24 protein-coding genes and 1 riboswitch are annotated in these 20,948 nt (G+C 70.0%); of the genes, 7 read left to right on the forward strand and 17 right to left on the reverse strand.

What is annotated here, in order from left to right; all coding sequences use genetic code 11:
* Positions 1-102: 102 nt before the first annotated feature.
* The 11 genes from OJ997_RS06320 to OJ997_RS06370 form a co-directional block, all read right to left on the reverse strand.
* On the reverse strand, positions 103-492 hold the full coding sequence (locus tag OJ997_RS06320) for a helix-turn-helix transcriptional regulator (protein ID WP_270024215.1): 390 nt from the start codon (positions 490-492) through the stop codon (positions 103-105).
* A 121-nt stretch (positions 493-613) separates the two neighbouring features.
* Complete coding sequence (locus tag OJ997_RS06325) at positions 614-1,222, reverse strand: SpoIIE family protein phosphatase (protein ID WP_270024216.1); 609 nt, start codon at positions 1,220-1,222, stop codon at positions 614-616.
* Positions 1,215-1,631: an ATP-binding protein gene (locus OJ997_RS06330; RefSeq protein WP_270024217.1), complete on the reverse strand. Its 417-nt coding sequence runs from the start codon at positions 1,629-1,631 to the stop codon at positions 1,215-1,217. The genes OJ997_RS06325 and OJ997_RS06330 overlap by 8 nt, the downstream gene beginning before the upstream one ends.
* Positions 1,621-1,980, reverse strand: a complete 360-nt coding sequence (locus OJ997_RS06335) for an STAS domain-containing protein (protein WP_270024218.1) — start codon at positions 1,978-1,980, stop codon at positions 1,621-1,623. The genes OJ997_RS06330 and OJ997_RS06335 overlap by 11 nt, the downstream gene beginning before the upstream one ends.
* Entirely contained in the window at positions 1,980-2,879 is a 900-nt protein-coding gene (locus tag OJ997_RS06340; RefSeq protein WP_270024219.1) for an STAS domain-containing protein, read from the reverse strand. Before OJ997_RS06340 ends, OJ997_RS06335 begins: the two co-directional genes overlap by 1 nt.
* Positions 2,872-4,302, reverse strand: coding sequence for a PP2C family protein-serine/threonine phosphatase (locus tag OJ997_RS06345; RefSeq protein ID WP_270024220.1), 1,431 nt, complete (start codon positions 4,300-4,302; stop codon positions 2,872-2,874). The genes OJ997_RS06340 and OJ997_RS06345 overlap by 8 nt, the downstream gene beginning before the upstream one ends.
* A gap of 51 nt (positions 4,303-4,353) precedes the next feature.
* Positions 4,354-4,614 (reverse strand): hypothetical protein, encoded by a 261-nt coding sequence (locus tag OJ997_RS06350; protein WP_270024221.1) that lies wholly within the window; start codon positions 4,612-4,614, stop codon positions 4,354-4,356.
* 122 nt (positions 4,615-4,736) lie between these two features.
* Positions 4,737-5,633, reverse strand: a complete 897-nt coding sequence (locus OJ997_RS06355) for a heme o synthase (RefSeq protein ID WP_270024222.1) — start codon at positions 5,631-5,633, stop codon at positions 4,737-4,739.
* Positions 5,634-7,322 (reverse strand): cytochrome c oxidase subunit I, encoded by a 1,689-nt coding sequence (gene ctaD / locus OJ997_RS06360; RefSeq protein ID WP_270024223.1) that lies wholly within the window; start codon positions 7,320-7,322, stop codon positions 5,634-5,636.
* Positions 7,319-8,170 carry a cytochrome c oxidase subunit II gene (coxB, locus tag OJ997_RS06365; protein ID WP_270024224.1) on the reverse strand — a complete coding sequence of 284 codons (852 nt, stop codon included), beginning with the start codon at positions 8,168-8,170 and terminating at the stop codon, positions 7,319-7,321. Before coxB ends, ctaD begins: the two co-directional genes overlap by 4 nt.
* Positions 8,171-8,284: 114 nt before the next feature.
* Positions 8,285-9,067: an enoyl-CoA hydratase-related protein gene (locus tag OJ997_RS06370; protein ID WP_270024225.1), complete on the reverse strand. Its 783-nt coding sequence runs from the start codon at positions 9,065-9,067 to the stop codon at positions 8,285-8,287.
* Between the two features lie 40 nt (positions 9,068-9,107).
* Between OJ997_RS06370 and OJ997_RS06375 the strand changes: the two genes are divergently transcribed.
* The 5 genes from OJ997_RS06375 (at position 9,108) to OJ997_RS06395 (ending at position 14,046) form a co-directional block, all read left to right on the forward strand.
* On the forward strand, positions 9,108-9,842 hold the full coding sequence (locus OJ997_RS06375; protein WP_270024226.1) for a gamma-glutamyl-gamma-aminobutyrate hydrolase family protein: 735 nt from the start codon (positions 9,108-9,110) through the stop codon (positions 9,840-9,842).
* Between the two features lie 596 nt (positions 9,843-10,438).
* Complete coding sequence (locus OJ997_RS06380; RefSeq protein WP_270024227.1) at positions 10,439-11,371, forward strand: phosphatase PAP2 family protein; 933 nt, start codon at positions 10,439-10,441, stop codon at positions 11,369-11,371.
* Positions 11,368-12,480 carry a lysylphosphatidylglycerol synthase transmembrane domain-containing protein gene (locus OJ997_RS06385; RefSeq protein ID WP_270024228.1) on the forward strand — a complete coding sequence of 371 codons (1,113 nt, stop codon included), beginning with the start codon at positions 11,368-11,370 and terminating at the stop codon, positions 12,478-12,480. Before OJ997_RS06380 ends, OJ997_RS06385 begins: the two co-directional genes overlap by 4 nt.
* 16 nt (positions 12,481-12,496) lie before the next feature.
* On the forward strand, positions 12,497-13,510 hold the full coding sequence (gene trxB, locus OJ997_RS06390; protein WP_270024229.1) for a thioredoxin-disulfide reductase: 1,014 nt from the start codon (positions 12,497-12,499) through the stop codon (positions 13,508-13,510).
* 56 nt (positions 13,511-13,566) lie between these two features.
* A complete protein-coding gene (locus OJ997_RS06395; RefSeq protein WP_270024230.1) occupies positions 13,567-14,046 on the forward strand; it encodes a YbhB/YbcL family Raf kinase inhibitor-like protein in 480 nt (159 codons plus the stop codon).
* Here OJ997_RS06395 and OJ997_RS06400 read toward each other — a convergent pair whose 3' ends face one another.
* Together OJ997_RS06400 and OJ997_RS06405 are read right to left on the reverse strand one after the other, a co-directional pair.
* Complete coding sequence (locus OJ997_RS06400; RefSeq protein ID WP_270024231.1) at positions 14,047-15,501, reverse strand: PLL family lectin; 1,455 nt, start codon at positions 15,499-15,501, stop codon at positions 14,047-14,049. It abuts the gene before it with no gap.
* Positions 15,502-15,523: 22 nt separating this feature from the next.
* Positions 15,524-17,164: a S8 family peptidase gene (locus tag OJ997_RS06405; RefSeq protein ID WP_270024232.1), complete on the reverse strand. Its 1,641-nt coding sequence runs from the start codon at positions 17,162-17,164 to the stop codon at positions 15,524-15,526.
* Positions 17,165-17,267: 103 nt separating this feature from the next.
* On the opposite strand from OJ997_RS06405, the gene OJ997_RS06410 reads away from it, so the two are divergent.
* On the forward strand, positions 17,268-17,474 hold the full coding sequence (locus OJ997_RS06410; protein WP_270024233.1) for a hypothetical protein: 207 nt from the start codon (positions 17,268-17,270) through the stop codon (positions 17,472-17,474).
* Positions 17,459-17,869: an SDR family oxidoreductase gene (locus tag OJ997_RS06415; protein ID WP_270024234.1), complete on the forward strand. Its 411-nt coding sequence runs from the start codon at positions 17,459-17,461 to the stop codon at positions 17,867-17,869. The genes OJ997_RS06410 and OJ997_RS06415 overlap by 16 nt, the downstream gene beginning before the upstream one ends.
* On the opposite strand, the gene OJ997_RS06420 is transcribed toward OJ997_RS06415, so the two are convergent.
* From OJ997_RS06420 to OJ997_RS37395, 4 genes are read right to left on the reverse strand one after another with little or no spacing between them, the layout of a single operon-like run.
* Positions 17,817-18,356, reverse strand: a complete 540-nt coding sequence (locus OJ997_RS06420; RefSeq protein ID WP_270024235.1) for an NUDIX hydrolase — start codon at positions 18,354-18,356, stop codon at positions 17,817-17,819. The two genes, OJ997_RS06415 and OJ997_RS06420, sit on opposite strands and share 53 nt — an antisense overlap.
* Positions 18,357-18,409: 53 nt before the next feature.
* On the reverse strand, positions 18,410-18,844 hold the full coding sequence (locus OJ997_RS06425; RefSeq protein WP_270024236.1) for an OsmC family protein: 435 nt from the start codon (positions 18,842-18,844) through the stop codon (positions 18,410-18,412).
* Positions 18,845-20,047, reverse strand: a complete 1,203-nt coding sequence (locus OJ997_RS06430) for a DUF1015 domain-containing protein (protein ID WP_270024237.1) — start codon at positions 20,045-20,047, stop codon at positions 18,845-18,847. It abuts the gene before it with no gap.
* 27 nt (positions 20,048-20,074) lie between these two features.
* The gene (locus tag OJ997_RS37395) at positions 20,075-20,761 is read right to left on the reverse strand and encodes a CAP domain-containing protein (protein WP_270024238.1); all 687 of its coding nucleotides are present in this window, start codon (positions 20,759-20,761) and stop codon (positions 20,075-20,077) included.
* Between the two features lie 71 nt (positions 20,762-20,832).
* Positions 20,833-20,907: riboswitch (cyclic di-GMP riboswitch) on the reverse strand.
* Positions 20,908-20,948: the final 41 nt, after the last annotated feature.

The following is a 20,948-nucleotide window of genomic DNA, read 5'->3' on the forward strand; positions in this document are numbered from 1 at the left end:
TCCTCAAGCCCCATCGTCGCGGCATCCTAAGGGAGCGCGACGTCGGACGCGGAGCCGGGGCGTCCCCCGGCAGACATTTTGGCGCTTCGGAGGAGGTTCGGGCTACGCCGCGCGGTAGGCGGGGCGCGTCTCGAAGCGGGGCGTCTGGGCCGCGCGTACGGGGCCGTCGGGGCGCCCACCGGCGCGGAAGTCCGACGGCGCTACGCCCTGGTAGCGGCGGAAGGCCTTCGCGAACTGGGCGGGTTGGCGGTAGCCCACACGGTGGGCGACCTCGCGAACGGTCAGGGCACGGGTCGAGAGCATCTCGGCCGCCTTCTGCATGCGGACACGCGTCAGGTGGTCGCGAAACGTTGTCTCCCCGATCTCGGCGTACGCCCGCTGCAACTGGCGGCGGGACGATGCGACGCGGCGGGCGATGTCGTCGAGAGACAGATCGGAGGCGTACTCTCGGTCGACGATCTCAGCGGCCTCCTGGAACAGCGAGGTGCGCAAGCGAATTGTTGAAGAACGTTGCATGGGCACGTATCTAGATACGCAGTTAACCCTGTAACGGATGACCCCGTGTCGTCAACGTGCCACTTCTGGCACGTCGCCGCTCCCAGGCTTCTCTGAGTTATCGATATCTGACGACGACGGCGAGGGCGTCATCCGTGCCTTTGCCGTGCATCTCGAAGATTCTGTCTGCCATTTTCTGCGCTGCGCCGCCGCTCGCGAGCGCCGGGGAGATCGCGGCGTCGATGCCGTCGGTGATCATCACGAGCAAATCGCCCCGGTCCAGGGACATCGTTGCCTGACGGACATTCGGCATCCGATATCCGAGCACTCCGCCGAACACGAGCGCGACCTCCTCGCGCAGCTCCGGGCCCTGCCGGACGAGCCGGGCGTCGACGTTCCCGACCCCTGCCCAGCGCAGCTCGGCGGCCTCCAGGTCCAGCCACGCGACGGTCATCACGACGCCGCGCGTCTCAACCAGCGCCTCATGGCACGCCTGCAAGAGATCTTGCGCCTCGGCGTCCGCGTTCGCGCGCACGACCTCGGCGCACCGCTCCGACGCGTCCGCCGCCTCGGGGCCGTGCCCGAGGCCGTCGATCAGTGCGATCAGCGCGCCCGTCGGGGTCGGAACGAAGACCGCCAGGTCGCCCGAGCGCTCCTCGCCCGCATGCGGCGCTCCCGCGACGCCCCGGTCCAGGGACGCCGGCCACTCCTCGACCAGATCAGGCACTGCGGCTCCACTTCACCAAGGTGACCGTCGTCCCCTCCCCGGGGGCGGTCTGGATGTCGAACTCGTCGACGAGCCGCCGCGCGCCGGGGAGGCCGAGCCCGAGCCCGCCGCCGGTCGTGTAGCCGTCGGTCAGCGCACGCTCGAGGTCGGCGATGCCCGGGCCCTGGTCGCGCGCCACGACCTTGACCCCGCGGCGGCCCTTGGCGTCGCGGACGAGCTCGATGAACACCTCGCCGCGCACCGCGTAGGTCGTGATGTTGCGGGCGATCTCGGAGATCGCGGTGGCGAGCAGCGTCTGGTCGGTGCTCGGCATCTCCAGCGTCACGGCCAGGGCCCGCGCGCGCTGGCGCGCGGTCACCACGTCGGCGTCGGAGTCGATCGCGATCCGTTCGGCCGCGTCAGGTGCCAAGGAACCCCGCCTCGAGGAGTGCGAGCCCTTCCTCCAGGTCCAGCGCCGTCTGCACGTCCTCGAAGCTCATGCCGAGCTGCACCATCGCGAACGCGACCTCGGGCTGGATCCCGACGATCACGGTCTCCGCGCCGCGGAGCCGGGTCATCATCGCGATCCCGCGCAGCGAGCGCGACACGAACGAGTCCATCACGTCGAGCGAGGTGACGTCGACGATGATCCCCTTCGAGCGGTGGCGGGTGACCTGGGCCATCACGTCGTCACGCAGCTGGAGCACGTCGGTGTCGGTCAGCGCGGACTGGATCGAGGCAATCAGGAACGGCCCCTGCTTGAGGATCGGGACCGCCATCAGACGCGGTCGTCGGCCTTGTCGACGGCGCCGGAGATCACCGTGTAGCCCAGCAGGCGCTCCGCCTCTTCGATGCCGCCCTGCAGATCGCCAACTGCGTTGACCTTCGACAGGTCCACGCCCAGCGTGACGAGCGTCTGCGCGATCTCGGAGGAGAGACCGGTGATGATGACCGAAGCGCCCATCAGCCGGGACGCGTCGACGGTCTGCACGAGGTGGTTGGCCACGGTCGAGTCGATCGCGGGCACGCCGGTGATGTCGATCACGACCACGCGGGCGCGGTTGGTGCGGATGCCGCGCAGCAGCTGCTCGGTGAGCTGGCGGGCGCGCTGGCCGTCGAGCACGCCGATGATCGGGAGGATCAGCAGCCGCTCGCGGACCTGGAGGACCGGGGTGGAGAGCTCGCGGATCGCCTCCTGCTGCTGGCGGATGATGCGCTCGCGCTCCTGCACGAAGTTCACGCCCACCGTGTTGGCGATGCGGTTCGCGGCCGGCTCGTACGCGTCGAGGACCTCGTTGAGGACCTGGAAGTCGGCCTGGTACTTCTCGAACAGCGAGCGCGCGAGCACGTCGCGCAGCAGGAGCACGATGCCGAGCACCTCGTCGGTCTCGACGCCGCGGGGGATGATGCGCTCGGAGAGGTTGCGGGCGTAGTCCTGGAGCGCCTCGACGGAGCCCGTCTCGAGCACCTCGACGTAGTTGTCGTAGACCGAGGTCGCCTCGGAGAAGATCTCCTCCTCCGTGAGGGCGGTGAGCAGCCGCGCCTCGCCGATCCGCCGCGCCCACTCCTGGCGTAGCTCCGTGCGGTTGTTGCTGAGGTGGGAGACCAACTCGCTCAGAAGGTCGTCGCGTGCGTCTTGCTGGCCGTTCACCGCCGTGGGGTCGGTCGGATCAGCCATCAGTCTCCTTGGGTTGGGGTGTGGGGCCGAAGGCCAGGATCGCCATGTCGTCGCGCAGCCGGCCTTCCGAGGCGGCCATGACCGCCGCCTCCACGCGCTCGGCCACCGCGTCCGGCGGCAGCCCGGCGCAGGTCTTGAGCAGGGCCACGAGCTCGTTGTGGCCGAACACCTCTTGCCGGCGGCGCCGGACCTCGGTCACGCCGTCGGTGTAGAACACGAGCACCTCACCCGGGCCGAGCTCGACCGAGACGTCGGTGAGCAGCGGGTCGATGTCCGAGCCCAGCAGCGTGCCGAGCTGGCCGACCGGCGTCACGCTCCCGTCCGGGGCGACGACGAGTGGGAGCGCGTGCCCGCCGCACGCGAGGTCGAGCGTCACGCGGTTGGGCGCCGTGCGCAGGTGGGCGTAACACACGGTGCAGAACCGGCCCTCGTCACCGGTCTGCTCGCGCAGCGCCCGGTGCAGGAGTGCGAGCACGCCGCTCGGGCGCGACTCGTAGGCGGCCGCGGCGCGCATCGTGTGGCGCGCGAGGGCGGTCACGGCGGCCGCGTCCGGCCCCTTGCCCTGGACGTCGCCGATGAGGGCCGTCCAGGCGCCGTCGCCGGCCGGGAAGAGGTCGTAGAAGTCGCCGCCGAGCTCGATCCCCTCGCCGGCGGGGCGGAAGCGCACCGCGGCGCTGAGCCCGTGCACGGGCGGCAGCCCGCCGGGGCGCAGCGAGCGCTGCAGCGTGCGCGCGATCGTCCGCTCGCGGTCGTAGAGCTGGGCGTTGGAGATCGCCACCGACGCGAGCTGGGCGAGCTGCGTGAGCACCGCCTCGTCGCGCAGGGTGAACGTGCGGTCGGGCGCGTCGATCACCTCGACCATCCCGAGCTCCTTCCCGCGGCCGGTGAGCTGGGCCTGCAGGCGCGCGGGCTGCGGGTCGCCGCCGCCCAGGCGCGGGGGAGAGGTGGCCGTGAGCGGACGCAGGCGCGGGTCCGGGGCGAGCACGGCGACCGTCGCCCGCGCGGAGTGCAGGATCTCCCGCGCCGCGTCCGCGGTCAGCTGCAGGATCGCCTCGACGGTCAGCGACAGGTTGATCGCGACGGACGCGTCCGCGAGCGCGCGCAGCTGCTCCACGTACTCGTGCTCGAGCCGCGCGGCCTCCTGCACCTCGAGGTAGCCGCGGTGCACGGTCTCGAACGTCGAGAGGCTCTCGCGCAGGAAGTCGGCCGCGAGCGCGAGCGTCGCGTCGTCGTGGACCTTCGCGGCCCGGAGCGCGGCGTGGTGCGCCTCGGCGAGGTCCATCACGCTCAGCTGCGCCGCGACGGCCTCACGGCCGAGGTCGTAGGCGGCACCCAGCGCCGACTCGCCCCGATCCGCGAGGTAGGCCGTGAAGGCCGCGGAATAGCGAGCGGCCAGTACGGGTGCGCCGTTGGCTCCGTCCATCGTCCCCACGTTCAAGAGGACCCTACGCGACCGCGTCGCGAAACGACGCGGCTAGTGATGCGAATGGTCGAGCGGGAGCTCGGCGATGTCTCGCCGGACGTCCGCGACCCAGCGGATGGTGGTCGCCAGGAAGGCGACGCCGAAGAAGGCCACCAGCACCCAGGACAGGGTGATGCAGACGATCGCGCCGGCCAGCGCCGCGGCGTTGAGCAGCGGCAGGATGCTGTGCGCCGGCATGTGGATCTCCTCCCCGACGGGAGGGACCGTGGCGACGGTCTCGGCGACTTCGGTGTTCTCGGCGTGCTCGCTCATTATTGGATGTACACCCAGGCGGCGACGAAGGTCAGGCAGAAGAACAGGAGCCCCACGATCGAGACGTAGAACGCCGTCCTGAGGTTTCTGCGGGCAAGCTTGCGATCCATCGGGCGGCCAGTCTACGAGAAGAGTTGGGCGTCGACCACCATCGCGACGAACAAGACCGCGAGGTAGCTCAGGGAAAACAGGTACGTGCGCAGCGCGCTCGCCCGGTCGGCGTTGCGCTGCAGGCGGATCGCCAGCGTGATGAAGGCGGCGTTCAGGCCGACGGCGACGACCGCGTAGAGCGGGCCGAAGAACCCGAAGACGAACGGCAGCAGCGTCAGGAGCGTCAGCAGCAGCGTGTAGAGCACGATCTGCCGGCGCGTCTCCTTCTCGCCGTGCACGACCGGCATCATCGGCACGCCGACGCGCTCGTACTCGGACTTCATCAGCAGGCTGAGCGCCCAGAAGTGCGGGGGCGTCCAGTAGAAGATGATCGCGAACAGGTACAGCGCGGTCGGCGCGACGCTGCCGGTGACCGCGGCCCAGCCGACGAGCGGCGGGACGGCGCCCGCGGCGCCGCCGATCACGATGTTCTGCGGCGAGCGGCGCTTGAGCCAGACCGTGTAGACCAGCGTGTACCAGACGAACCCGGCCAGGGCCAGGAACGCGGCCAGCACGTTCGCGGCGGCGGCGAGGATGACGAAGCTCGCCACCTGCAGCCCGAACGCGTAGATCAGGGCCGCGCGCGACGAGATGCGGCCGGCCGGGATGGGACGGTTGGCCGTGCGGGGCATGGCCTCGTCGATGTCCCGGTCGTACCAGTGGTTGAAGGCGCCCGCGCCGCCCGCGCTCAGGAAGCCACCGAGGACGGTCGCCGCGACGAGCGCGATCGACGGGTCCCCGGCGACGTACATCGTGGTGATCGTCGTCAGGAGCAGCAGGAGCTGCACCTTCGGCTTGGTCAGCTCGAAGTAGTCGCCGGCGATCTGCCGGACGCCCGAGACGGGGAGGGCTGCGCGGGAGGCTTCCATCTAACGCATCAGCGGCTGGCCGGAGCGGTAGCGCTGCTCGGAGTTGGTGCGCTGCTCGATCTCGCGCCGGATGTCCTTCATCGGCTCGACCGAGCGCACGCGCGGGACGACGTCGAAGTTGTTCTCCGGCGGCGGCGAGGGCGTGAACCACTCGAGCGTGTTCGCCTTCCACGGGTCCGGGCCGGCGATCGCGCCGCGCTTGAGCGACCAGACGACGCTGAACACGGTCACGGCCGCGGCCAGCGCGATCATGAACGCGCCGATCGTGGAGATGAAGTTGTAGACCGTCCAGCTGGACTCCGAGTACTCGTAGATCCGTCGCGGCATGCCGGACAGACCAGCGGAGTGCTGGATGAGGAACGTCGTGTGGAAGCCGATGAACAGCAGGGCGAAGCCGAGCTTGCCGGTCTTCTCGCTGAGCATCCGGCCGGTCATCTTCGGCCACCAGAAGTACAGCGCGCCGAACATCGCGAAGGCGGACGCGCCGAACGCCGTGTAGTGGAAGTGGGCGACGACGAAGTAGGTGTCCGTCAGCTGCCAGTCGATCGGGAAGACCGCCAGGAAGATGCCGGTGATGCCGCCCATCGTGAAGGTCGCGATGCCGCCGACGCAGTACAGGAGCGCCGTGGTCCACTCGACCGTGCCGCGCCAGAGCGTGGCGATCCAGTTGAAGATCTTCACGCCGGTCGGGACCGCGATCACGAACGACATGAGCATGAAGAACGCGAGCACGGTGGTGCTCATCGGCGTCGCGAACATGTGGTGCGCCCACACGAGCATGCCCAGGAAGGCGATGCCGACCGTGGCGGCCGCGATCGCCTTGTAGCCGAAGATCGGCTTGCGGGCGAACACCGGGAGGATCTCCGAGAAGACGCCGAACGCCGGCAGCACGAGGATGTAGACCTCGGGGTGCCCGAAGAACCAGAACAGGTGCTGCCAGAGCAGCGCCGAGCCTCCCTGCGCCGGGTCGAAGAAGCCGGTGCCGAAGTTGCGGTCCAGCAGCAGCATCGTCACGGTCGCGGCGAGCGACGTGAGGGCCACGATCACCAGGTACGCGTAGATCAGGATCGTCCACACGAACAAGGGCATGCGGCCCCAGCCCATGCCGGGCGCGCGCATGTTGTGGATCGTGGCGATGAAGTTGATCGCGCCGATGATCGAGCTCAGGCCGGTGAGGTGGACCATGTAGATCCACGCCTCTTGGCCGTTGGTGCCCGAGTACTGCTTGAGGCTGAGCGGGACGTACGAGAACCAGCCGGCCTCCGGCGGGGAGTAGAGCATCGACGCGTAGAGCGCGATGCCGCCGAACAGGTACATCCAGTACGACCACGCGTTCAGGCGCGGGAAGGCGACGTCGCGCGCGCCGAGCATCAGCGGCAGCAGGTAGTTCGCGAAGCCCGCCCACACCGGCACGACGACCAGGAAGACCATGGTCGTCCCGTGCATGGTGAGGATCTGGTTGTACCGCTCAGGCGTGAGCAGCGTGTTGTCCGGCACCGCGAGCTGCGTGCGGATCAGCAGCGCCTCGACCCCGCCCAGGATGAAGAACACCAGGACGGTGGCCAGGTACATGATCCCGATCTTCTTGTGATCGGTCGTGGTGATCCACGAGGTCCAGCCACGCGTGCGGTCGGGGTTGTCGACCGCCGACGCGATGATCTGGGGGCGACCCAGGCTGTGGTCGCTCACTCGCCATCACCCTGGCTCTGCTGCTCGGTGAGCTCTTTCTGCTGCTCGGACACGTCGGTCTCAGCCGTCTTGACCTGCTGGACCTTCTCGGCGTACCACGCCTTGTAGTCCTCCATCTTCATGCCGATCACGCGGCCGTACATGTTCGCGTGGTTGCGCCCGCACAGCTCGGCGCACTGACCGGTGTAAACAACTTGCTTCTGCCCCTCCGGGATGGCGTCCGGGGGGATCCGGAACCAAAGCTTGTTCGTATAGCCCGGGACGGCGTCCATCTTGCCGCCGAGCTTGGGGATCCACCACGAGTGGACGACGTCGTCGGCCGTGATGTCGAGGAGGACGGTCATGCCGACCGGCACGACCATGTCCGTGTAGGTCAGCAGCTGGTCCTGCCCCGGGTAGAGGTAGCGCCACACGTACTGCTGGCCGTTGACCTCGATGGTCATCGTGTCGCCCTTGGGGACGGACTGGTTGGTCGCGGCGAACTGCGCGCCTTCGACCTGGGAGACCTGATTGCCGTCCGCGTCGATGAGCGACGGCTTCGGGTTCTTGATCGACGGCAGCTGGATGAACGTGAACGCCGTGATGAAGATGAGGATCAAGAACGCGCCGACGGTCCAGCCGACCTCGAGCTTGGTGTTGCCGTGGATCTGGGCCGCGGTGGCGCCCTTCTTGGCCTTGAAGCGGAAGAGAGCCCACAGCAGCGCTCCCTCGACCCCCACGAAGATGAACAACGCGAGGATGAACACCATCACGTAGAGGGTGTGGATGCTGTCCGCGTTCGGCGAGCCGCCGGATTCGGGGAACAGCAAACCGGCACGCGCGGCCGGTGCGGCAAGGAGCGCGGCCACGAGCGCTAGGGGCAGCGCAAGCAGCAGGCGTCGACGATTACGACCTTCGGACACGAGGGCCGGGAGTATAAGGAGCGAGCGGATGCCTTCGCGGCGCGGTCGGGTCACTGACGCTCAGGCTCCGGTGAATCGCGGGGCTCGTTTCTCGACGAACGCCGTGACTCCTTCGAGGAAGTCGGCCGTGCGCGCCGCCCCGTGCTGGATCTCGGCCTCGAGCTCGAGCTGCTCCTTGAACCGGTTGAAGGACCAGGCGTTCAGCTGGCGCTTGGAGCCCGCGTACGAGCGCGTCGGGCCGCTGGCCATGCGCTGCGCGAGCTCCTCGGTGTTCGCCAGCAGCGCGTAGTCCTCGATGACGCGGTTGATCAGGCCCCACTCCAAGGCCTGGCGCGCCGGCACCTTCTCGCCCAGCAGCGCCATCTCCGACGCGCGGGCGAACCCGATCCGCTCCGGGATGAGGAAGCTCGAACCACCGTCGGGCACGAGACCGATGTTCACGAACGCGAGCATGAAATACGCCGATTCGGCCGCGAGGACGAGGTCCCCGGCGAGCGCGAACGAGATCCCGATCCCCACCGCCGGCCCGTTGACCGCGGTGATCACGGGCTTGTCCATCGTCCGCAGGCCTTCGATGATCGGGTGGAAGTGGTCGCGCAGCGCCGCCTGCACGTCCGGCCGTCCGTCCTCGGCCGGGTCGAAGCCCGATTTGAGGTCCGCGCCGGAGCAGAACGCCTTCCCCGCGCCCGTGAGGATCACGGCCCGGATGTGAGGATCCGCGGCGCTCTCTTCGACGGCCTGGCGGAGCTCGTCACGCAGCTCCGTGTTCGCGGCGTTCATCGCCTCGGGCCGGTTCAGCGTGATCGTGCACACGGCGCCGTTGCGCTCCACTTGGACGGTCATGGGTGTGATTGTGCTGCAAGTCGGGGTAGTCCATTGGCCTATGCCGTTTGCGCGACGCCCCCGGATCGGTCTCTGCACCGCGCTCGAGCGGGCGCGCTGGACCGTCTGGGACCGCGAGGCCTTCCTGCTCTCGCGGGCGTACGTCGACGCGCTCCAGGGCGCGGGCGCGATCGCGATGATGCTTCCGCCCGACGAGTGGGTCGCCGACCATCCCGACGACGTGCTCGAGGGGTTGGACGGCCTCATGCTCGCCGGCGGCGCCGACATCGACCCGTCCTCCTACGGCGGCCCGCGGCACCCCAAGGTCACCAACACCCGGGTGGACCGTGACCGTGCCGAGATCGCCCTGTTCACGCGGGCGCTGGAGCGCGACCTGCCCGTGCTGGGAATCTGCCGCGGGATGCAGCTGATGAACGTCGCCCGCGGCGGGACGCTGATCCAGCACCTGCCCGAGGACGTGGGGCACACGGACCACCGGCGTGCGCTCGGCTCGTTCGACAATGCGGATCACGACGTGCGCCTGGAGCCGGGATCTTTGGCCGCCCGGGCGTGTGGAGAGACGCTGCACGCGACCAAGTCGCACCACCACCAGGCCGTCTCCGACCTGGGGGAGGGCATCGTGGCCTCGGGCTGGAGCGTGCTGGACGACCTCGTCGAGGCGATCGAGCTGCCCGAGACCGCGTGGGCCTTGGGCGTGCAGTGGCACCCGGAAGTGGACCCGCGGTCACGGGTCGTGCGCTCGTTCGTGCACGAAGCGGCGCTGGTCGCCGCGTGAACGTCAACGGCTGAGCACACCGTCGGGCGTCGCGTCAAGCAATTCATGCCCAAGCGTGGGCGGAGAGCGTTGCGGGCGTCAGGAATTGCTTGACCCGCCGCGGCCGGCGCGCTGATGGGCTGGTCAGGAGGGTTCCCCTCGCTGTGGGAACGCCGTGCGTTCCCCCGTCTCGTATGGCGAGGGCCGGTTTCGCGGAGGGTGTGTCCCGAAACCTTCCCGTAAGGACGGTTTCGGGACACACCCCACGATCAGGCCGGGAAGGAGGGGTGTGCCCGGAAACTCCCGCTATGCGGGAGTTTGGGGACACACCCCCTCGCCGAACGGTCACGGGTGGTCCTTCGTGATCGATCTGAGGTGAACGCCTGAGCGTTCACTCAGTGAGGGGAACCCTCCTCACCCGCCCAGATCACGCCGGCCGCGCCGGGTCAAGAAATTCCTGATCCGGCCGCGCGATGCACGAGCGTCGCGGGCATGAATTTCTTGACGCGGCGCCCGACGGTGTGATCAGAAGTTGGGTCCCTGCAGCCCGCCCCAAGATGAGAAATGGGGCTGGCCGTACCAGGCCCATCCGCCCGACTCGATAAGTTCCTGTCTCCGTGCCCCGCTCGACCGCCATCCGCGCGGCCGCCTGCACGGTGCTCGCCGTCGGCCTCGCGGCGCCGTTGCTCCGCCGTCGGCTCCGCCTGAAGCCGCCCGTGGTGATCGCCGCTGCGGCGGCTACGCCGTTCGCCCTAGGAACGCTCATGCCGCGCAGCCGGACGCGCGACGTCGGGATGTGCGTGCTGCAGATGTACGCGTATCTGGCGACGTACCAGATGCCCAACGACGATCCGGAGAAGCTCGAGGCGCGGGTCAAGGTCAAGTACCCGGTGAGGATCGACCGGGTCATCGGCCTCGGGACCACGCCGACCATGCGCCTGCAGCGGGCGTTCGGCGCCGAAGGGCGGTTCCGCGCGTGGGAGAAGCTCCTGGTGTTCTCGCACTGGGTGTGGTTCGCCGTCCCGCACGGCACGGTCGCGTACGTGCTGTTCAAGCACCCGAAGCAGTTCCCGACGGCGGCGGCGCGGATCTACGCGACGTTCGACATCGGCGTGATCGGCTACTGGGCGGTGCCGACCGCTCCGCCGTGGTACGCGGCGCAGCAGGGCCTGATGGAGGACGGCCGGACGCCGGAGCTGCGGCGGATGATGGTCGAGTACGGCGAGCAGTTCTGGAAGGCGGGCTGGGCGCCTCTGTACGGTGTCTTGGGAGGCAATCCCCTGGCCGCCATGCCGTCGCTGCACTTCGCCACCTCCGTGACGGCCGCGCACGTCCTGAGCGACACCGGCCGTGGCGCGGGCCTGCTCGGCTGGAGCTACGTGGCCACGCTCGGCCTCGCGCTCGTCTACCTGGGCGAGCACTACGTCACCGACCTGATGGCGGGCCTGGCGCTCGCGGAGAGCATCCAGGCCGCGACGCCGAAGGTATCGCCGGTAGCCCGGCGGATCAGCCGCACGCTGCAGCAGCTCGAGGCGAAGGCCCGGGCATGACCAGGGCGCCGGAGCGAGAGGTGGAGCCCCGCCCGCCCGGCGACGAGCACGACGACGACGATCGCGGCCTCGAGTTCACGACGCGGAGCGTCCTGACGCTGGCCGGCTTCCTCGCCGCGATGATCCTCGCGCTCTACCTGCTGCTGCCGCAGCTCGCGGGCCTGGAGGACACGTGGGAGCGGATGCGGGACGGCTCGCCGTTCTGGATCCTGGTCGCGCTGGCCTTCGCGCTCGGCATGTTCTGGGGCTACATCGAGATGTTCCGCGGGGTGTTCTCGAAGGTCGGCGCCGGCGTCATCGGCCGCACGGAGAGCTACCTGATCACGATGGCCGGCCTCGCGGCGAGCCGGCTGTTCGCGGCCGGCGGCGCCGGCGGGCTCGTGCTGCAGGCCTGGGCGCTGCGCCAGGCGGGCCTCGGCCGCCGCGTCGTCGCCGACAAGACGATCAGCTTCCTCGTCCTGACCTACTTCCCGTACGCGGCGGCGGTCCTGATCTGCGGCCTCGGCCTGCGGATCGGCCTGTTCCCGGGCGAGGCGCCGGTGGCGATGACGCTCGTCCCGGCGATCATCGCGCTGATCATGATGGGCGTCGCGGCGCTCATCCTGCTCGTCCCGACCGACCTGCAGCGCCGCCTCGACGGCTTCGCCCGCCGCACCGGCCACATCGGCCGCGTCGCGCAGAAGCTCGCCTCGATCCCCGCCGCCTCCTCCGCCGGCCTGCACGACGCGATCGCCCACCTGCGCAGCCGCGACCCCGCGCTGCTGGGCGCGATCGCGTTCTGGGCGTTCCAGATCGCGGTGCTGTGGGCCGCGTTCCACGCCTTCGGCGACCCGCCGCCGCTCGCGGTGCTCGTGCAGGCGTTCTTCGTCGGGATGCTGGGCAACCTGCTGCCGATCCCGGGTGGCGTCGGCGGCGTCGAAGGTGGCATGATCGGCTCGTTCGCCGCCTTCGGCGTCGACGCCGGGCTCGCGGTCGTCGCCGTTCTGGTGTTCCGCGCTCTGACGTTCTGGCTACCCCTACTTCCAGGGGTGATCGCCTTCTTCAAGCTTCGCGCACGCGTGGAGCTTTGGCGACGGGAACGCGGCGCTACTATACAAAGTAAAGCGTGAGCGTGGAAAGGTTCGAATGGCAGACGTCGAGAACGTGATCATCATCGGCAGCGGGCCAGCCGGTTACACGGCGTCGCTGTACACCTCCCGGGCGAATCTGAACCCGCTGTGCATCGAGGGCTTCATGTGGGGCGGCCTGCTCCAGCAGACCACCGATGTCGAGAACTACCCGGGCTTCCCCGAGGGGATCATGGGCCCGGAGATGATGCAGAAGTTCCGCGACCAGGCGGAGCGCTTCGGCACGCGGTTCATCACCGACAACGTGACGAAGTTCGAGCCGGGCGCCGACGGCGAGCCGCACACCGTGTGGGTCGACGACGAGGCGTACAAGGCGCGGACCGTGATCCTCGCGATGGGCGCGGAGCACAAGAAGCTCGGCGTGCCCGGCGAGGAAGAGCTCGGCGGCCGCGGCGTGTCCTACTGCGCGACCTGTGACGCCGCCTTCTACAAGGACCGCACGACGATCATCGTCGGCGGCGGCGACTCCGCGATGGAGGAGGCGATCTTCCTCGCGAAGTTCTCCTCGAAGGTCACGATCGTGCACCGCCGGGACGAGTTCCGCGCCTCGAAGATCATGCTCGAGCGCGCGAAGGCCGCCGAGAACATCGAGTTCCTGACGCCGTACACGGTCAAGGCGTTCCTGCCCGGCGAGAAGGGCGCGCTGGACCGTGCCGACCTGATCAACACCGAGACCGGCGAGGAGCTGGTCCTGCCGATGGCCGGCGCCTTCATCGCGATCGGCCACGAGCCGCAGTCGGAGATCGTCGACGGCCTGATCGACGTCGACGACGAGGGCTACGTCAAGGTCGACGGCCGCTCCACCCGCACGAACATCCCCGGCGTCTTCGCCGCGGGTGACCTGGTCGACCACACCTATCGCCAGGCGATCACCGCTTCGGGCTCCGGCTGTCAGGCTGCGCTCGACGCCGAATGGTACCTGCGCGACAACCCCTCAGTCCCGACCCCGAAGGCCCTCGAGGGCACCGGCAACCTCGCCGAAGAGCAGTGGGCGCCGGTCGCCCGCTCCTAGCGGTGTTCGCCGCCGCCGCACTCCTCACGGGATGCGGCGGCGATGACGAGCCCGCGGTGAGCACGCTCCCCGCGGCTCCGGACACGATCGACTTCTCCTCGCCCGACTTCAAGGACGGCGCGGCGATCCCCGCCAAGCTGACCTGCGACGGCGAGGGCACGCCGCCGACGCTCGTCTGGCGCGCGGTGCCCGCGGGCCAGGCCGTCGAGACGATCGTCGTGGTCGAGGACCCGGACGCGAAGGACGGCGCCTTCTACCACTGGACGGCGTACGGCATGACGGCCGCGACCGGTGCGGGCCTCGCGCCCCAGGGCCAGTTCCCGGCCGGCACGAAGGAAGGCAAGAACTCCGCCGGCAAGGACGGCTGGACGCCGCCGTGCCCGCCCGAGGGCGAGAAGCACCGCTACATCTTCAGCTTCTACGCGATCAAGGACGCGAGCGCGCTGGAAGCCGGCGCCTCGCCCGAGGACGTGCTGGCGAAGCTCGAGGGCGCAGTCGCCGTCGGTTCCTTCACCGGCACGTACGAGCGCAAGTAGCTAGGCCGCGCAGAGCGTCTCGGTCGTTGCGCCCGGTGCGAGGCACCGGGTCGCGACCGTCGGCGCTCGCTTCGGCCGCACCGTGAGCGTCTTGACGGCGCCGATCATGTTCGGCGCCGAGACGGCCACGCGGATCTTCGTGCCCGCCTTCAGCGTGCCCTGCTTGGCGCGCTTGGCGAACAGCGCCTTCAGCGACACCGTGCCGTTGACGTTGCGGAAGGTCAGCGACGTGCGCTTGCAGCCCTTCGCGCACGTGACGGTGACCGTCGCGCCCGCGGGCACACCCTTGACCGTCAGGGTCTTGAAGACCGTGCTCGTCTTGCCGGCCTTGGCGCCCGCGACCAGGTCGACGAGGAGGCGCTTGGGCACGTAGGTCGGCGAGACGATCACCGGCGGCGGGGCCGGCGCGGGAACGACGACCACCGGCGGCGGGTCGGCGGGCGGCTTGGGCTCGCCGAGCGAGCGGAAGCCCGGCTCCCACGTGGCCGGCGCGGTCTGCGCCCGGCTGGTCCAGGCCCCGCCGGCGGCGGGCGCGACCACCTCGACGAGCCCGAAGCGGTTGCGGATCGCGACGGGATCGCCGGCGAGCGTGCCCCCGAGCGACTCCCACAGGCTCCAGATGTTGTTGGCCGGCTCGTTGTGGGTCCACCACAGCGCGCCGTCGGCGCCGCGCGCGAACACGTGCAGCGCGCCGTCGCCGCTGGTCACGACGCTCGGGTCACCGACGATCTGCACCGGGCTGTGGGACGTGAAGAACGAGAAGGTGAACGCGGACGCGTCCGGCTGGCGGGTGAACCACGGCGTGCCGTCCTGCCCGCGCGCGAACAGCGTGAGCCGACCGCCGGCGTCGCGGGCGACCGCCGGGTCGCCCGGGAAGGGGCCGCCCAGGGGCGCGTTCGCCCAGCCGCCGTCGTTGACCCAGACGCGCAGCTCGCTGTCGGTCTCGCGCACGAACACGATCGAGCGGGGGCGGCTGTCGAGGATCGCCGCCGGCTCGCCCGCGGGTGAGCCACCGAGCGCCTCGGGATCGGCCCAGCCCGTGAGGGTCTGCGCCGTCCACCACAGCTTGCCGTCCACGCCGCGGAAGTAGAGCTCGAGCCGGTTGTCGGCGTTCAGGAGCAGATCTGGCGCGCCGGCCGCGCCGGTGGCGACGGGTTCGCGCGCGGACCAGTCGCCGTCCGGCAGGACGTACACCGTGCCGTCCTCACCGCGCGCGGCGACGACGATCGTGCCGGCCGCGTCACGGACCGCGGCGACCGGCTCCTGCACGAGCCCGGCGCCGCCCACGCGCTCCAGCACTCCGCCCGGAGGCGCGTGGTAGAGCGCGCCGTCGGTCCCCACGACGAAGCTGTGGACCGCGTTCGCGGCGTCCACGGCCACGGTGCGGGTGGCGTACGCGGGCGCGGCGCAGACGAGCGCGAGCGCGGCGAGGGTGAAGACGACGGCTCGACGCATCCGAAGGACTGTAAGCAGAGATTCAGCGCACGCGCAACGAATACTGGCGTTCCTGGTAGCGCGAGCTCCCCTGCGGCTTGACCACGAGGAAGTACGAGCGCTTCTTGGAGCCGTTGTTGCGGACGGTCACCTGCTCGGTCTTCTTCGAGCCCGACTTGCGCGATTTCGCGACTCTGCCGTCGAGATCGTTGACCGAGACCGCCTCGGTGGTGAAGACCTCGAGCGACGGATCCCCGAAGCGCGGGATGACCTTGACCGTCGCCGACTTCTTGCCTCCGATGACGATCCGATATACGTCCACCGGGTCTTCCTGCTTGTCCAGGAGCGCGTCGACCTGCACGCTCTTGCCGCCCTGCCAGATCGGCGTCGACGGCTTGCCGAACGCGGTGCCGTCCACCCACACGAGGTTGTCGTTGGGCTCGTACGGGTCCTGGATCGGCAGCTTGTCGGCGGCGACCGTCAGCGCGGCGTCGATGTTGAGCACGCCGAAGCCGGTCAGCGGGTCCCAGCCCGGCCGGTCCTGGCCGTCGGGGGAGACGATGTCGCGCGCGGTCAGGCGCACGGCCTGCACGACGCGGTCCGGCGTGAGGTCCGGGCGGGCCGCGCGGACCCAGGCCAGCGCGGCGGAGACCATCGGCGCCGAGAAGCTCGTGCCGTCCATGATCTGGTAGCCGTCCTGGACGCCGTCCGTGTCCAGCGCCGGCGGGACCGCGGTCATGATCCCCACGCCCGGGGCGCTGAGGTCGACGGCGGCGTTGGCGTTGGAGAACGACGCGCTGCGGTCGTCCGGCGTGGTCGCGGCGACCGTCACGACGTGCGGGAGCGAGGCCGGGAACTCGAGCGGGTTGCCGTCCTGGAACTCGTTGCCCGCCGCGGCGACGGGGATGACGCCCTTGGCCAGCGCGAAGTACAGCTGCACCCATTCGGCCGCGCAGCGCGACGGCGAGCCGTAGCTCATGTTGATCACGGCGGCGCCGGCGGCGACCGCCTTGCCGATCGCCTCACCGGAGGCCGCGCAGGTGATGCCGCCCTCGGGCACGCCCGGGGTGGTCGCGAGCGGGACGTTGAGCGCCCGCGCACCCGGCCAGACGCCGAGGATGCCGACGCCGTTCTGTGGCGCCGCGGCGACCGACGCCGTGGCCGTGCCGTGCGAGTTCGTGACCGGCGTGCCGGGGATCGTCGCGAACGCCGAGCCCACCCACTCCGGGTGCGCCGGGTCGGCGGCCGCGTCCACGAGCGCGATCAGCGGGCTCTCGGGCGTGACCGGCGGCGGGACGGTGGCCGGCGAGACGAGCCGGGCGCGCCAGTTGTTCGGCGCGACCGAGAGCGGGTCGTCCGGCACGGCCTGCTTGCTCTTGAGCACCGTGTTCGCCTGCGAGTACAGGAGCAGCCCGCGCGCCTCGAGGGCGTGGGCGAAGCCACGCGCCTGGTCGCGCTCGACCACGTAGTTGCCCAGGCCGGAGTGGCGCGCGCCGAAGCGGGCGGCGACGGCCTTGGCCTCCGCGCCGGGCTCGGCGCCCACCAGCCAGGTGTCAGGGTCCGACCGGACCGCGGACGCGGTCGCTTCGCCGGGCAGATCCTGAGGGAACTCAGGCACGGCGGCGTGCGCGGCGGGCGCGCTCAGGAGCAGGACGAGGGTTGCGGCAAGGACGGCTCGGGTCACGGGAAAGTTCAACACCTGGGGAGGGCGATCGGAGCGGCGAGCCTACACTCGCGGCGTGGACACGTTCACTTTGGTCTCTACTGTGATCGTTGGAGCCCTTTTTGTGACGGTGATCTTGCTCGGTGTGTTCAGCAAGCGCTCCGCACTGGAGATCCTCGACTGGAAGCCGACGCGCTCGGCGGAGGTCGAGGCGGAGAACGAGGTCGACGACATCGAGCAGATGGTCGCGGCCCAGAACGAGCTTCGGCGCCGCCGTGGCAAGCCCGAGCGCTCGCTCGAGGACATCGAGTCCGAGTGGCGCGAGTCCTGATCGTGCCCTGCGGGTGCCGCGGGCGTGAGCTGGCGGCCGCGCTGCGCGCCGACGGTCACGCCGTACGCGGCACGACCCGCGGTGCGCACGTCGAGGACATTCGAACCTCCGGCGCGGAGGCCTACGTCGGCGACCCGGACCGGATCGCGACACTGATGGACGCGCTGCACGGCGTCACGATCGCGTGCTGGCTGGCCGGCGGGCTCGAGATCCCCGAAGGCCGGCTGCGGATGTTCCTCGAGAAGCTCGTCGACACCGGCGTGCGCGGCGTGGTCTACGAGGGCGCGCACGCGGACACGGCGCGGCGGGCGAGCGAGACCTGGCAGATCCCGCTCGAGGTGCTCACTCCGGGAGCAGACGCCAAGGCTGCCGTGGACCGACTCCTAGGCGTCTGAGCAGGTCGTTCAGGATGCGGGCCGTCGCGCCCCAGACCAGGTGGTCGCCGACCTCGTAGACGTCCGTCCGGAACGCGATCCCGCGGCGCTCCATCCGCTTGAGCGAGTGCCCGGCGACGAGGTCCTCCAGCGCGAACTCGAGCACCTCCGCGACCTCGGTCTCCTGCATCACCCACTCGAAGCCGTGCTCGATCAGGCCGACGAACGGATAGATCGCGTAGTCGGTGGCGACGGTCCCGACGGGCACGAGCGCGCCGACGAGCTCCACGGCCTGCGCCGGGAGCCCGACCTCCTCCCACGCCTCCCGCAACGCGGTCTCCTGCAGCGTCTCGCCGTCGTCGCGGCGCCCGCCGGGGAACGAGATCTCGCCGGCGTGGCGGCTGAGGTCCTCGCGGCGCTTGGTGAAGACCGCGTGCAGGCGGTCGTCCGGGTCGCAGAACAGCGGGACGAGCACGGCGGAGTGCGTATTCCCGCCGCGGACGTCCATGCCGAGCGCCTCCTCCGGCGTGAGGAGGGCGGCGCTCAGCTGCTCCTTCAGGGTCAGGTGAGCTCGACCCGCTCGTCGAACGCCACTTCGCCCTCGAGGGTGCGGTGGACCGGGCACTTGGCCGCGATCACCTGCAGGCGCTCGACCTGCTCCTCGCTGAGGTGGGCGGGCATCCGCATGATCATCTCGAAGCGGGTCGGGCAGCCACGCTCGGCGGGCGAGTAGCGGCAGTCGACCTCCAGGCCGTCCACGTTCCAGCCCTTGCGCTCCGCGTACATCTCCATCGTCACGGCCGTGCAGGCCGCGAGCGCGGCGGCGAGCAACTCCTGCGGGCTCGGGCCGAGGTCCTGCCCGCCCGCGGACTCGGGCTCGTCGGCGGTGATCGTGTGCCGTCCCGCCTTGACGTCGTGCGTGTAGCGCTCACGCTTGCGCGCGACCGCCCGCATCGCGCCCGAGGCCGTCTTGTCTGATCGGTTGATCAGCGCCATCTAGTCCTCCAGGGGATTGAAGACCATCCCCGTCAGCACCTTGGGGTAGAAGTAGGTCGACTTCGGCGGCATGTTCTCGCCCGCGGCGGCCACGTCGCGCACGCGCTCGACGGGGCTCGCGTTCATCAGGAACGCCGCGTTCGCCTCGCCCGCGTCGACCTTGGCGCGCGCCAGCTCGGGCGTGCGCGCGTAGTCCAGGCCGTGCAGGTGCGAGATGTCGTCCTCGGTGAGCCCGAGCGCGTTCATCAGGATGAGCTTCTCGAGCACGGCGGTGTCCAGGCGCCGGTACGGCTCCGGCTTGCCCTCGAGGGCGGCGTCGGCGATCGCCCAGTCCTTGAGGTACAGCGTCTGCTCTTCACCGTTCGCGTAGTACCCGATGCTCAGCGTGTCACGCGGCTCCGTGGTCCAGTCGCGCTCCAGGGCCGTCGCGAGCGCGTCCATGTCGGCGTTCGTGGCCAGGCGGTGCGTCGGGAAGACGGTCAGGCCCTCGTCCTGCAGTGCGACCAGGCACATGAGGACATGATCGGCGGCGGCGTTCTCCTGCTGATAGACGCGGGCCGTCTCGTAGCGGTGGTGGCCGTCGGCGATCAGCAGCTCGGTCGCGTTCAGCGTGGCCTTGAAGGCCGCGGTCGCCTGCTCGTCGTCCACGCGCCAGAGCTTGTGCGTCGTGCCCTCGTCGTCCGTGACCTCGCCCCACGGCGCGCCGGCAGTGAACGGCTCGACGGCCTTCCAGGCGGCGTTCTCGGGATCGTCGAACAGGGAGAAGATGGGGGAGAGGTTCGTGCGCGTCGCGCGCGTGAGCCGTAGCCGGTCCTCCTTCGGCCCCGGGTGCGTGCGCTCGTGCGGGCGGATCCGGCCGGGGCCGTAGTCCTCGACCTTCACGCGCGCGAAGACGCCGTGGCGGGTGCGCGGCCGGCCGTCCGGGCCCGTGTAGTCCTGCGCGAGCGCCCACAGGGCGGGGGACTCGTCGCGGACGACGACGCCGTCCTTCGCCCAGGTATCGAGCACCTCGGCCGCGTGCGCGTACGGATCGCCGTCGCTCTGCGGCAGGTCGATCTCGACCACGTTGAACGGCGACTGGCCCAGGAGCTCCGCTCGCTGGGCCGCGTCGATCACGTCATAAGGGGGTGCGGCAACGGGCTGGAGCCCGCCGACCTTCGCGAGGTCGTAGTGAAGTGCGAGAAGGGGCTCGACGTCGGCCATCGACGTCGATGTTAGGCGCTCAGCCGCTCAGACCTTGGCGCCGAAGTCGGCGGTGACGGTCGCGCCGACGGTGCCGTCGGTCGGGACGCCGATGCGCACCGCGATGCCGACTTCCTTGTACGACTTCTTGAGGATGTTGGCCTTGTGGCCGGAGGAGTTCATCCAGGCGTTCATGATCGCCTGCGGGGTGCTCAGCTCGCCCGTGCCCCAGGCGAGGTTCTCGCCGATCGTCCAGCCGTCGTTGCGCTTGGCGTAGCCGGCGCCGATGATGCGGTCCACGAACGTGTCGCCGTTCGGGCTGGTGTGGTCGAAGAAGCCGTCGTTGACCATGTCGTTCGAGTGCCCGACCGCGGCCTTGCGCAGCTTCGCGTTGTCCTTGAGGACCGGCAGGTTGGCCTGCGCGCGGATCTGGTTGTGCAGGCACAGCAGCGCGGCGCGGACGGCGTCGAGGTTGGTCGCGTCCGGCGTGATCGTCGTGTTGGCGCAAGGAGCGACGGAAGCCTTGGCCTGGACCTTGGTCTTCGTCTTGGACGCCTTCGCCTTGGCCTTGACCTGGCGCTTGTCGCCGAGGGCGATCTTGGCCTTGACGGTCTTGGACTTCGTCGTGCCCTTGGTCTTCGTCGGGGCGGCGTCGGCGCTCACCGGAGCGGCGAACACGAGGCCGGTGGCAACGGCGGCGACGGGGATGAAGCGGGTGACGATCTTCTTGAGCACGGCGGCGACCTCTTCGCACTTGTCGGGTCAGTTCGTTCCGTCGACCCGACGTGCCGTGCTGGCACGAATCCTTCGGTAGCCCGGCTGGCTCAGAGAGCCCCGTGGCTTTGCGCCCCGTCCTCGCAGACGGTTTGCCTTTATCGGGAGGCAGAACTTTCTTTGTTGCCTACTTCATCGGCACCTCGCC

Origin of the sequence: Solirubrobacter phytolaccae (assembly GCF_027587195.1) — a bacterium.
GTDB lineage: Bacteria > Actinomycetota > Thermoleophilia > Solirubrobacterales > Solirubrobacteraceae > Solirubrobacter > Solirubrobacter phytolaccae.